We start from the raw sequence: 13,057 nt of genomic DNA, 5'->3' as shown, positions 1-13,057 counted from the left end.
AAAATAAAGTGTACATAATCCCTCTTCCTTAAGGAGCTCGTTCTACTTATGAAACGTTATTACTTTTTTGATTTCCCGATCGACCTGATGGCGATTGTTTTTGTATTTCTACTCATTTTGCTAGCAATCTTCCTATCATTTCGTAAAGGTATGAAATCATGATCACTTGGTCGCGCGATGGAGAGTGGCTGGAGTTACCGCTTCCGAATGAACAGTGGAAACCATTGAAACCTGGCGCTGTGGAACAATTGGCGGCATACTTGCCTGTGCCTCGCAAATACTTCTTGCGTTTAGCCTCTCAGGGGCTTATTCGCACAGACAATCATAAGATTCGGCTAAAGGTGTTTCCTCAGGAAAAAGCTGTGTTTAAACCGGAATCTTATCAATTAGACGTTTTATTTGAAGATGAGTTCACTCTCGTTGTGAATAAACCGGCTGGTAAGTCTGTCCACCCAGCTGAAGCCTCACAAGGGGGGACGCTGGCTAATGCAGTAGCTTACTATTATGAAGCGACAGGACAGGCATGCGGCGTTCGCCATATTCATCGTCTAGATAAAGATACGACTGGCGTTGTACTTTATGCCAAAAATGAATGGGCGCATGTCCTATTAGATGAAGCCATGCGAGAGAAGCAAATTGATAGACGCTATATTGCGTTGGCTCACGGGATTTTCAAAGAGAAGGGAGGATGGATTGATGAACCGATTGGCAAGGACCGTCATGAGCCAGGGAAACGAAGGGTAACCCCCAACGGGGATCAAGCGCTTACGCATTATCGTGTTATTCAGCAAATGAAAGCCGGAGCGCTCGTGGAAGTGGAGCTGGAAACGGGCCGGACGCATCAGATCCGGGTTCATCTCAGTCATGCAGGACATCCACTAATCGGAGATACCCTATATGGGGGATCTTCGCGATCGTTTGAGCGGCAAGCCCTTCACGGCGAAAGGCTTATTTTTAATCATCCCATTACACAAAATGAGGTCGTTGTACATGCCCCTTATCCACTAGATTTCAAGACGTTGTTGGATCAAATGTCAATGAATTAAAAATGTAGTCATGCCTGGCCTTATCCACCCATATACTTAAAGAGACAATCAAGTATATTACCCAACAATTCGGAGCTGCATCATGTTTCGAATTAACGGAAGGGAGGAACATTTCGGTGTCTGAACAACAACCAGGGTTACGCTTTGATATTTATGAACGTGTGCATTTGCAGGATAATTTGGCGGCAATACAAGAATTGAATGAGGTAGAATTACTACCGCATATTCAAGTAATAACGCTGGATGATCAAGCAATCCTAAAGGGGAATCTACTGCTTACAGGTAACTATTTTAGTGAAGAAGGCGGGAGCCCTCGCACGCTTGAGCATTTGATCCCTGTCGAAATTACACTGCCCTTGAACCGAATTCATCGTGTAGAAGATATTCAGGTGGAAATTGAGAATTTTGATATCGACCTTTTATCGGCACGAAGCCTTAATGTAACTGGTGTTCTTTCCTTGCAAGGTGTAGAGATGGTTTCTGTGCCCCAAGAAAGCTGGAGGGAAGATGAAGAGGTTACATTTGTCCATCAAATTGAGTACCCACGCTCCGAGCCTATCATGCCTTATGTAGCAGAACCTGCACCAACACCAACACCAGCACCATATGTTCAAGAGCCACAGATTTCACAAGCGCCACAAGTCGAACAAGCGCCACAAGTTCAACAGGTGATTCAACCACCACCAGCGCCAACGCCAGTTCTTCCTACACCTTTGCCTACGCCAACGCCAACGTTGATCGCAGCTACACCAGAACCAACCGTTGCTGCGGCTCAACCTGAACCCATTTCGGGGGATGGCTCGATCGGTGTGGATTTTGAACAAATCGAGTTAAAAGTGACCCCACAGGGAGATAGTACCGTCGTTACGGAGGAAAAAAAGGAACTGAAAGTTGCCTTTGGCAAGAAGGCAGCGGACGCCGTGGAGGTTAACCCGTATGGCATCAAATCGCTATTATCTAAGGCAGGCACGTATCTTTCCGACAAGCGGATTGCGGAAGCTGAGGCGCAAGCGGCTCTTGAGGCGGAATCGCGGATAGATCCGGTTGAGTGGCGGCGATTATTCCTTCAGAGGGGATCGGAGTCGCAAGAATTCAGGAAGCTCAAACTATGTATCGTTCAGAAAGACGACACCTTAGAAACAATCGCGAAGCGCTATCAGCTGACAACGCGTGAGCTTCAATTGATGAATCGTCTAGGCGATGAGGATATCGTGGTGGGTCAAGTTATTTATTTGCCCAAATAAATATCTATACATAGGCAAGAGCCTTTGGCTGCGGATAGCAGCTGGGGGCTCTTTATGTTGTGGCTTTGTATAAATTCTACCGTTTCGCCCAATACTAGAAAATAATCCTTAGAAGTGGCTTCGTAATTATTGACTATATGTCGATAATTCGATATCATATAGTGTAAATCATTTTCAAACCAACATATGGAATTGCAAGGATAGGGAGTAGTAGTCGGAACGCCCTTCAGAGAGTGGAACTGCAGCGCTGAGAGGTTCCTCAGGATACATCCGATCGAAGTCGCCCTGGAGCAGTAAATGTGAGTGTAATTGTGAGAAGAATTTCTCGCAGGCATTAGCATTTTCCGGTCGCAGCCGTTATCTGTTTAAGTGTCATGTTATTTGCTATTTGGGCAAGTTGCATGAAATGAAGGTGGTACCACGGAAGCTATACCTTTCGTCCTTTTTGGGGCGAAAGGTTTTTTTGTGTTTATAACAACTAGCCAGATATGGAGGTACTATGATGACCGAAACTAAATTACAAACGGAAATGCCTACCACGTATGACCCGAAAGAAGCGGAGCGCAAGTGGTACGACTACTGGATCAAAAATGAATTCTTTAAAGCAGGCAACCGCCCTGATGCTGAAACCTACACCATCGTGATACCGCCCCCGAACGTAACGGGGATGCTGCACATTGGGCATGCACTTGATTTTACTCTGCAAGATATTCTTATTCGTACGAAGCGCATGCAAGGTTTTGACACGCTGTGGTTACCAGGTTCCGACCATGCAGGGATTGCAACGCAAACCAAAGTTGAACAAAAACTTCGTGAACAAGGACAAACGCGTTATGATCTTGGGCGCGAGAAATTCTTGGAGAAAGTATGGGAGTGGAAAGAATTATATGCGGATACGATTCGTGAGCAGTGGGCCAAAATGGGCTTCTCTCTGGATTATTCGCGTGAACGCTTCACATTGGATGAAGGACTTTCGCAAGCGGTTCGTGAAGTTTTCGTAAGTTTGTTTGAAAAAGGCCTCATCTATCGCGGCAACTATATTATTAACTGGGATCCGGCGGCACGCACGGCGCTTTCGGATATTGAAGTAGAATACAAAGAAGTACAGGGTGCACTGTACCATTTGAAATATGAAACAACAGACGGTTCAGGATCCATTGTAGTGGCTACGACACGTCCTGAAACGATGCTTGGTGATACTGCGGTTGCTGTTCATCCGAAAGATGATCGTTATAAGCATTTGATTGGTAAGTCTTTGCTGCTTCCGATTGTAAACCGTGAAATTCCGATTATTGCAGACGATTATGTTGAAAAAGAGTTCGGAAGCGGCGCGGTTAAAATTACGCCTGCACATGATCCGAACGATTTCGAAGTAGGCAAGCGTCACAATCTGCCGCAAATCCTCGTTATGGACGAAACGGGAACGATGAACGCGAATGCTGGCCCTTACCAAGGCAAAGATCGTTTCGAGTGCCGTAAGCAAATCGTTGCCGATTTGAAAGAGCAAGGTGTTCTGATCAAAATCGAAGAGCACGTTCATCAAGTTGGGCATAGCGAGCGCAGTGGCGCAGTTATTGAGCCTTATTTGTCCACACAATGGTTCGTGAAAATGCAGCCGCTGGCTGATCAAGCGATTGAAGCGCAAAAATCAGGCAATGGTGTTAATTTTGTGCCTGACCGCTTCGAGAAAACATATTTGAACTGGATTGAAAATGTGCGTGACTGGTGTATTTCCCGTCAACTATGGTGGGGGCACCGAATTCCTGCTTGGCACTGTGCGGATTGCGGTCAAGTTACCGTAACTCGTGAGGATGCGACAGTCTGTTCCCATTGTCAAAGTGCGAATCTCAACCAAGATAACGATGTTCTAGATACTTGGTTCAGCTCAGCGCTATGGCCGTTCTCCACTTTAGGGTGGCCGAATGATTCCGAAGATATGAAACGTTTCTACCCGACGAGTGTGCTCGTTACAGGTTACGATATCATTTACTTCTGGGTTGCTCGGATGATTTTCCAAGGACTTGAATTTACGGATCAAATTCCATTTAAAGATGTGCTCATGCATGGTCTTGTTCGTGATTCCGAAGGACGTAAAATGTCCAAATCGCTCGGAAACGGCGTTGATCCATTAGAAGTGATCGAGAAATACGGCGCAGATGCGATGCGTTATATGATTTCTACGAGCTCCACACCTGGTCAAGATTTACGCTTCCGTTGGGAACGGGTTGAGCAAGCTCGTAATTTTGCCAATAAGATTTGGAATGCTTCCCGATTCGCTCTAATGAATCTGGAAGGCGTTACTGCAGCAGATATCGATTTGACGGGTAAACTGGGCACTGCAGATCGTTGGATTCTACATCGTTTGAATGAAACTGTTCGTGATGTAACCCGACTAATCGACAGCTATGAATTCGGCGAAACAGGCCGTCTACTTTATAACTTCATCTGGGATGATCTCTGCGACTGGTACATTGAGTTCAGTAAACTGAGCTTGTATGGTACAGATGCAGCAGCGAAGAAACAGACACAATCGGTTCTAGCTTATGTGCTCGATCAAACGCAACGTTTGATTCATCCGTTCATGCCGTTCATTTCAGAGGAAATTTGGCAGCATCTGCCGCATGTTGGAGATACGATTACGCTCGCGGCTTGGCCGACGGAGAATGCGGCTTTCGAAGCGCCAGATGCGATTCGTGAGATGGAGCTTCTGATGGAAGCGATTCGTTCCGTTCGTAATATCCGGGCAGAAGTGAATGTGCCGATGAGCAAGAAGGTTGAGCTTCTAATCAAACCAGCAAGTGCAGAGACACAGGACATTCTTAGCCAAAATGAAGAATACCTCAAACGCTTCTGTAACACATCCTTGCTTGAAATTGACCTTGCAATGGCCGCACCTGACAAAGCAATGACGGCTATTATCACGGGTGCTGAGTTGTACTTGCCATTAGCAGGGTTGATCGATATCGCACAAGAGCTAACACGCTTGGACAAAGAATTGCAATCCTTGCACGGTGAGGTTGAGCGCATTGAGAAGAAGCTGGGTAATGAAGGCTTTGTAGCTAAAGCGCCAGCGAAAGTCATCGAAGAAGAGAAAGCCAAGCTTGCTGATTATGCAGACAAACGGGACAAAGTTATCGCGCGATTAGCGGAGTTAAAGGCTTAAGAACGTAAATTATACGATTGCCTAGGTTCGTCTACCTGGTGATTCATATAGTAAAAGAGGATGAGAACAATGGATGAAATCAAGAATACGGCGGGTGAATTCCAATCCGCACAAGAAGCCATTGATTGGATCGTTGGACGTATGGAGAAGCTCGGTATGAAGCCGGGCCTCCAGCGTATGGAACTTTTGATGGAGAAGCTAGGTCATCCTGAACGCAGGTTGAAATTTATTCATGTGGCAGGAACGAACGGTAAGGGCTCAACTTGCGCTTACCTAGCTTCCGTACTTCAAGCTTGCGGCTATGATGTAGGTACGTTTACTTCCCCTTACTTGGTGAGGTATACGAACCGTATACAAGTCAATGGCGCCGATATTGAGGACGACGTACTACTCCGTTTAGTGAATGAAATGAAGCCGATCGTGGATGAGATTGCAGCTACAGAGGTCGGTTCGCCAACGATGTTTGAGATTTCAACGGCACTGGCGATTCTATACTTTGGAAAAGTAGCTTATCCCGACTATGTCGTATGGGAAACTGGACTCGGGGGAAGGCTGGATAGCACGAATATCGTGAATCCAATTGCGACCGTAATTACGAATGTTGGTCATGATCATATGGACATTCTCGGGGATACCTTAGAGCTTGTAGCAGCTGAAAAAGCAGGAATTATTAAAGCCGGTGTTCCGATTATCACAGCAGTAGAACCTGAAGCTGTATGGCGCGTAATTGAACATACGGCGAAGGCGAAGAAAGCGACGCTCTACTCCCTTGGCGATCAATTTTCGTTGACGAATGTGACGAGTGAGCTTGACCGTCAAACCTTTCAGTTTAACGGACCATTCCGACCGATTCCGGAGTTAGCTATTACATTGAATGGGGAGCACCAATTGAAAAATGCCGCTGTCGCGGTCATGACACTTGAGGTTCTACGTCAATATTACGCAACTATCGTGGATGACGAGGATTTGCAGAAGGGTCTTTCTGGCACCAAATGGCCAGGCAGATTGGAAATGGTTTCACATGAGCCGCGCATTCTCATTGACGGCGCTCATAACCCTGAGGGGGCTGCGACGCTGGCTGCAGCACTTCAGAACGTGTATAGTTATAAGAAGCTTCATATGATGATCGGAATGCTAGCCACGAAGAATCATACAGGCTACTTAAGGCATATACTACCATTGGTGGATACGCTCATTATTACGGAAGCCAATTTTCATAAAAAAGGGGATGCGTACCTTCTCGCTGAAATTGCAAACGGTCTGCTTCGAGAGATGAATCTAGAAGTAGATGTAGTTGTAGAACGCGATTGGAAGCAAGCGCTAACCTTATTAACAAATAGAACTGAGCAGGATGATCTGGCGGTCGTATCCGGCACGCTGTATTTAATCTCTGATGTTCGTTCTTGGATAACCTATCAAACCGATTCTGAAAAAGGATGGTGAGAACAGCGTGAATCAAGCAGAACACGTACATTTTATTGGAATCGGCGGATACGGCATGAGTGCCATTGCCAAAGTCATGCTCGAGATGGGATACCGTGTCTCAGGGTCAGATATTGCTCAGCAAGAGTTAACTGAGAAATTGAAAGCCAAGGGCGCTCAAGTCTTTATCGGTCATCAGGCAACGAACGTATCTGGTGCTGATCTTGTTGTATATTCAACTGCAATAGCCAAAGATGATGTCGAATTGCAAGCTGCCGAGCAACTGAACATACCAATCATTCATCGTTCGCAAATGCTGGGAAGGCTGATGAATGAACGCAAAGGAATTGCTGTAGCAGGTGCCCACGGGAAGACAACAACTTCTTCCATGATTGCTTTGGTGATGGAGATTTGCGGCACGGATCCAACGTATATTATCGGTGGAGAAATTATGAATGTGGGCAGCAATGCCAAAGCTGGTAAAGGGGAGTATGTGGTAGCGGAGGCGGATGAGAGCGATGGAACCTTCCTGCAATATCACCCAACTCTTGCGTTAGTGAACAATATTGAAGCAGACCATTTGGAAAATTATAATGGCGATTTCGAAAACTTGAAGAAAGCTTACAAACAATTCTTGAGCCAAGTAAGACCTGGCGGCAAAGCGATTGTCTGTCAGGACGATGAATTCCTGCGTGAGATGATTCCAGAAATTCAAAGTCAAGTAATTACGTACGGGATCGAAACGGAAGCGGATTATATCGCACGTGACATCTCACTAGGTGATCGCAAGGTAACCTTTACGGTAGAGTCTAAAGGGGCATCCTTAGGCCAAATCAGCTTGTCTGTGCCTGGTAAACATAATGTGTACAATGCGCTTGCGACATTGATTACTTGCTTAGAAGCAGGACTCTCTTTCGAGAGCATTGCGGAAGCGATTCAAGAGTTTCGCGGTGCAAAGCGTAGATTCCAAGTGCTGGGTGAAGTTGAAAACATCTTGGTCATTGATGATTATGCGCATCACCCTACAGAGATTCAAGCAACGATTTCCGCGGCGAAAGCAACAAGAAAGCGTATCATCGCCGTGTTCCAGCCGCAGCGCTATACACGAACTTACTATTTGTTTGAGCAGTTTAGCCGCTCCTTCCTAGAAGCGGATGAAGTGATCATAACGGATATCTATTCACCTGCTGGCGAACAACGGATTGAAGGTGTCGACTCTGCTAAACTCGTGGAGTTGATACGGGGCAACAGCAACCCGAATGTTCAGCATATTGCCACGCGTGAAGAAGTACTGACCTATTTGATCGACCATGTTCAACCAGGCGATCTTGTACTCACGATGGGCGCAGGAGACATTTGGAAGGCAGCGGATGGGTTAGCGAAATCACTGCGCAAGAAATACGAATCACATACCTAGAGAGAAGATCGCTTGAGCCGATGGGCTGGGGGCGGTCTTTTTTTCTTAAAGGAATCATAATATGCTTCTCTCTCTCATACTCTAGTAACAGAAGATTGGGACAAGATCACATGCATTGTACCCGTTTCGGGCCATATATATGATGAGGAGTGAGAGAAGAGAATGAAAAAAGCTAGAATTACATATCGCTTCGACCCCAAGGAAGGAACAGAATCGACGCGCAGAGCAGCCAGGGTGCATGATCAAGAGGAGAATATCATTCCGCTTTATCAAGAAGAGTTTAAAGTGATAGAGCCGAAGATAGATCGCAGTACGAAGGAAGTAACACCTTATGAGCAAGGGGAAAGAGAGCAAGTAGAATCATTATTTGAACCGCATGCACTGAATACGTTTACTACTGATTTTGGAAGCTGGCATAGTCAGTTTGAATCCGAAGGAGAGCGTGTGGAACGAATCATTCGGGAAACCCAAGTATCTCGTGAGGTGCAGAATTCCCCCCTTCCACCAACGGTTACTCGACCGGAGAGAGAGCCTGAACCTACAGATCATCGAGAAGAATGGTCCAATTGGACACCTAAGGAGCCCTACCGGGACTCGGGGAATGAAGCGCGCTATGCAAAATCGTCCGGTGCGTCGTGGATTCGCATAGCTACATCGGTGGCGGGTGCAGTGGTAACGGGAATTGCATTTGGTTTCTTCGTGCTCTCAATGTTCTCTTCGGAACGAGATACAAGCACGAGTGTAGCAACGACAATTCCAAGTAAAGTTACGGTGGCATCTCCGAATACACAAGGCGTTGCCTCCACGACCAAAACACAAACGGGTACAGGCGATGTCGCGCTGCCTGCAACGACTGCAGCTGTCACTGCCGTGCAAATTCCAGCTAAATCCTATACCTTCTTGCAAAATGGGGTATTCAGTTCGGTTCAAGGCGCTCAAGCTGTACAAGACACGCTCAATAAGAAGGGGCTTGCTTCTGCGTTAGATAATTCCGATAAGCTTACTGTGTTTGTGGGCTTTGCGAAGACGAAGGACGATGCCATCATTTTGAGGCAAGGTGTGCAGGCGACGGATAAAACGATTGAGGTCTTTATGAAAAATGTGGATTTTCCAGCAGTAACGGGTATTCGTTGGTCTGGGGCAAAACCGGAGTCCTTGCCGAATTATATTGCAGAGGGCGACAAGCTTGTGACCGCAATGAGTGGTCTCACACTTATCCATTTGGCTGAGACGAAGCCGACGGCGCTTACGGATGTCTCTTTACAATCGATTCGAACTTCCCATCAGACACTAATTACGCTCGGTACAACACTGACTAACGGAGCGGGTGATGATGTTAAGCCGTTGCTGACGAAGATGTCAACTGCGCTCAATAGTGCCGTTCAATCCATGGAAGAATATAAGAAAACACCATCTCAAGCTTTGATGTGGCAAGCGCAATCCGCTTTAATGCAATACATTATTGCTCAGAAGAATCTCTTGAAGACAGTTAGCGTAGCATAAACAGAAAGAGGCAGTCCCAAAAGTCCGATTTGTAGACTTTTGAAACTGCCTCTTTTCGTTGTTGGCAGCTATTGACCCATAAATAATACGACTTCCTGTAATTTAACTGGATTTTCTCCATCTATTTTACATGGATTTAGCAAATTGGGATGATTAACTGTATTTCCTGTAGTTAAATTCCTTCAATTATATCGATTTTTCAAATTTCATTGAATTTACCTGTACATTTTCCATCTAATCACGAAAATACCTCATATTCGAGCACATTAGCTGTAGTTTTTACATCTAAATGTGATGCGGCGGTGGGACATCCTCTTTCTTTTGCTATTTCGTAAGGTATCGATCGAGCATAGCAGCAATCTCAGCCCTTGTCATGGTGCGATCAGGCTTAAAGGAAGTATCCGATATGCCATTAATGATGCCTTTATCCTTTAAGGTGAGGATGGCTGAAGCGCTCCACAAGGACTTCGGTACATCATCGAATGCGGCGGTATACGTTGGTTGTGGCGTTGGTGAAGTGGCTTGTAGAAGCTGATTGAATAAATAAGCAACTTCTCCGCGTGTAATCGCTTGATTCGGACGAATCGTACCGTCGGCATACCCTTGCAGTAAGTTTAGTTTAGCCGCTTTGGCAAACACGCCGGAAGCCCAATGGGTAGCCGATAAATCCGAATAGCCTTTCGATGGGGTAGCCCCGCAGCCGTACACATTGGCTGTTACACTGCCGGTTGTGCCACAGACAGCTGGCAGCTTGTCCAAATTAAACACGCGATCCATTAATGTGAGAAACTCTGCTCTCGTAAGCGCGCGATCTGGTTCGTAATTGTTGCCGACCCCTTCGATAATCCCTTTATTCTTCATGCGAAGAACTGATGACCTGGACCAATGTACAAGCATGTCGGTGAAAAGAGGCGGTTCATAGCTGCTGATTCCATTGGCGATGCCGATCGCCATCTTAGAGCGCATAGCACTGCTAGCAAGCAAGGCTGCATCACCTGAATTCGTGAGAAAAGCCGTTTCTACTAGAATACTCGGAATAGTTCCCATTCGGGCCACGTAGACAGCACTTGGCGTCAGCCCTAAGTCCTTGGTACCGGATTGCGCGAGTAATCCATCCTGTACACGTTGTGCCAAATCTTTACTATAGGGCGTTAACTGCGTCATTTCATTGCTTGCTGGGTAATCTTCCTGAGGGTACGCATTATCATAGTAAAGTACCATAGTTCCGTTAGCTTTGGGGCTCGAATGCGCGTTGGCATGAATGGATACGAATAAGTCAGCTTGCTGTTCATTCGTGAAGGCGACCCTTTGTGCGAGTGATAGGAAGGTGTCATTGGTACGTGTCATGACGACTTCATAACCGCGATCAAGTAGAGCTTGTCGCACCTGTAAAGTGATGTCCAGATTGACATCTGTTTCACGGAGTCCACCAACACCGATTGCGCCAGGGTCACTTCCGCCATGCCCCGGATCAAGTACGACCTTGTAAGCGAATGCATGATAAGGGAAAGAAAATGTGAGTAATAAAGTGAACAGCATAAATCTTTTGAGAAGAGTCATAGTTGAATTTACCTCCGGTAATTATCATACTAGGATTGGTCTAAGCTGTAAGCAGGTAAGAATCACCAAGGATGATTTCACGCATCAGCTGTTTATTTGACATGGAAAAAAGAGGTCAATCCTCGTATAATAGGCTTGTACTTATACGGAGAGGATGACAGGAATGAAAAAAAACACGTTTACTCTAATCATTTTTCTAATCGTCGGGTTAATTACCGGGATTATTATCGGTCAGCTGCTGGCGCCTGTTCCTGCTCTCTCATTTCTAACCAAATCAGTTGAAATTTCTTGGGAACCGAAAGCGGATCTACAAGTTGTGAAATATCAATTCGACCTTTTGGTGAAGCTAAACCTGTGCAGTATTATTGGATTAGTAGGAGCTTATCTCCTATATCGGAAACTCTAGTGAAATTGTGAACGTTATAAACGTAGGATTATTTAGGAGGTAGTGTACGTGCAAACCAAAGAGCATCAAAGACTTATTCTTGCTTCATCGTCGCCGCGGAGGCAGGAGCTTATTCAATCATTTGGATTACCCTATATTATTCGTGTAAGTGACGCGGATGAGACCGTCGAACAAAAAATAACGCCAGCGGAGCTCGTTGAGCTGCTTTCTTTACGCAAAGCGGGGACGGTCAGAGATATGTTAGAAATCCAAGAGCAGCATGGGATTATCATTGGATCCGACACGGTTGTCGTGTATAACGAGGCAATTCTAGGCAAACCGATCGATGAGCAAGACGCGTTCCGCATGCTGAAGGGTCTGCAAGGGAATACACACCAGGTGTATAGTGGTGTTGCTTGCGTTGATGCAGCGACAGGTCAAGAAGTTGTTTCGCATAGTGTAACTCATGTACATATGAAGCCCATGACGGATGAACAAATTCTACGTTATATCGCTACTGGGGAACCCAAGGACAAAGCGGGCTCATACGCGATTCAAGGCATAGGCGCGACGCTGATCAGCGGGATTGAGGGAGATTATTTCACCGTTGTGGGACTTCCACTTTCTTTGCTCAGTGATTTACTGCTGACGTTCGATATTCAAGTGCTGTAACCCATTTCCAACTCTATCCATTCTAGTCCAAAATAGGGTAATAAGATTGACTGTGCAATCTGTAACGGTTACAATGACAGTAAGCGACATGACTTCGCATTCTTCTGGGAGGTACCTGCCATGAACAGCGAATTTACAATTGCCGTCCACAGTCTTGTTCTATTAGCACACTTACCTGATCATATGGCAACTAGTGAAGAAATTGCAGCTAATGTATCAACGCATTCTGCCCGTATTCGTAAAGTTATGGGCTTTCTTCGTAAAGCAGGGTACGTGTCGACGAAAGAAGGCATCGGTGGCGGATTTATACTGAGTTGTAAGCCTGAGGAAGTCACACTCGGGGAGATTTACCGTTTGACATGTCAAGGTACTTTGAAGCCGAGTTGGTGCTCTGGTGATGAGTCCAAGCCTTGTATGATATCCTCCAAAATGGATCGACTGATGGGTAAAGTTTTCAACGATGCTGAGAAGCAGATGGAACATTACTTTGAAGGCCATACAATTGGAAGTATGCTAGAACAAATCAGGGCATTTGAATGTCCGCAATCGAATACAGAATCTCTATCCTAGAAGCCCTCGGATCTCACAATCCGGGGGTTTTATGTTGTTTTTGAGGCTTATACACCTATGCATGGGATAGCAAGA

The 13,057-nt window shown here is 45.9% G+C and carries 10 protein-coding genes and 1 other annotated feature; of the genes, 9 read left to right on the top strand and 1 reads right to left on the bottom strand.

Annotated features, from left to right (window positions below; translation table 11 throughout):
- Window positions 1-158: 158 nt before the first annotated feature.
- The 6 genes from AC58PV_RS03200 (at window position 159) to AC58PV_RS03175 (ending at window position 9,795) form a co-directional block, all read left to right on the top strand.
- Entirely contained in the window at window positions 159-1,046 is an 888-nt protein-coding gene (locus AC58PV_RS03200) for an RluA family pseudouridine synthase (protein ID WP_497430832.1), read from the top strand.
- 116 nt (window positions 1,047-1,162) lie between these two features.
- Window positions 1,163-2,290, top strand: coding sequence for a LysM peptidoglycan-binding domain-containing protein (locus tag AC58PV_RS03195; protein WP_497430831.1), 1,128 nt, complete (start codon window positions 1,163-1,165; stop codon window positions 2,288-2,290).
- A gap of 188 nt (window positions 2,291-2,478) precedes the next feature.
- Window positions 2,479-2,737 (top strand) — a binding site (T-box leader).
- A gap of 52 nt (window positions 2,738-2,789) precedes the next feature.
- Entirely contained in the window at window positions 2,790-5,453 is a 2,664-nt protein-coding gene (locus tag AC58PV_RS03190; RefSeq protein WP_497430830.1) for a valine--tRNA ligase, read from the top strand.
- 69 nt (window positions 5,454-5,522) lie between these two features.
- Complete coding sequence (locus AC58PV_RS03185) at window positions 5,523-6,896, top strand: bifunctional folylpolyglutamate synthase/dihydrofolate synthase (RefSeq protein WP_497430829.1); 1,374 nt, start codon at window positions 5,523-5,525, stop codon at window positions 6,894-6,896.
- Between the two features lie 7 nt (window positions 6,897-6,903).
- Window positions 6,904-8,292, top strand: coding sequence for a UDP-N-acetylmuramate--L-alanine ligase (gene murC / locus AC58PV_RS03180; RefSeq protein ID WP_497430828.1), 1,389 nt, complete (start codon window positions 6,904-6,906; stop codon window positions 8,290-8,292).
- Window positions 8,293-8,454: 162 nt separating this feature from the next.
- Entirely contained in the window at window positions 8,455-9,795 is a 1,341-nt protein-coding gene (locus AC58PV_RS03175; RefSeq protein WP_497430827.1) for a hypothetical protein, read from the top strand.
- Between the two features lie 324 nt (window positions 9,796-10,119).
- Here AC58PV_RS03175 and AC58PV_RS03170 read toward each other — a convergent pair whose 3' ends face one another.
- Window positions 10,120-11,355 carry an N-acetylmuramoyl-L-alanine amidase gene (locus AC58PV_RS03170; RefSeq protein ID WP_497430826.1) on the bottom strand — a complete coding sequence of 412 codons (1,236 nt, stop codon included), beginning with the start codon at window positions 11,353-11,355 and terminating at the stop codon, window positions 10,120-10,122.
- A gap of 163 nt (window positions 11,356-11,518) precedes the next feature.
- Between AC58PV_RS03170 and AC58PV_RS03165 the strand changes: the two genes are divergently transcribed.
- The 3 genes from AC58PV_RS03165 (at window position 11,519) to AC58PV_RS03155 (ending at window position 12,982) form a co-directional block, all read left to right on the top strand.
- Window positions 11,519-11,761, top strand: coding sequence for a DUF4321 domain-containing protein (locus AC58PV_RS03165; RefSeq protein WP_068665461.1), 243 nt, complete (start codon window positions 11,519-11,521; stop codon window positions 11,759-11,761).
- A gap of 48 nt (window positions 11,762-11,809) precedes the next feature.
- Window positions 11,810-12,412 (top strand): Maf family protein, encoded by a 603-nt coding sequence (locus AC58PV_RS03160; protein ID WP_497430825.1) that lies wholly within the window; start codon window positions 11,810-11,812, stop codon window positions 12,410-12,412.
- Between the two features lie 120 nt (window positions 12,413-12,532).
- The gene (locus tag AC58PV_RS03155) at window positions 12,533-12,982 is read left to right on the top strand and encodes an RrF2 family transcriptional regulator (protein WP_497430824.1); all 450 of its coding nucleotides are present in this window, start codon (window positions 12,533-12,535) and stop codon (window positions 12,980-12,982) included.
- Window positions 12,983-13,057: the final 75 nt, after the last annotated feature.

This window comes from Paenibacillus sp. J22FR83 (assembly GCF_059691955.1).
This window is presented reverse-complemented; position numbering and strand designations above follow the sequence as displayed.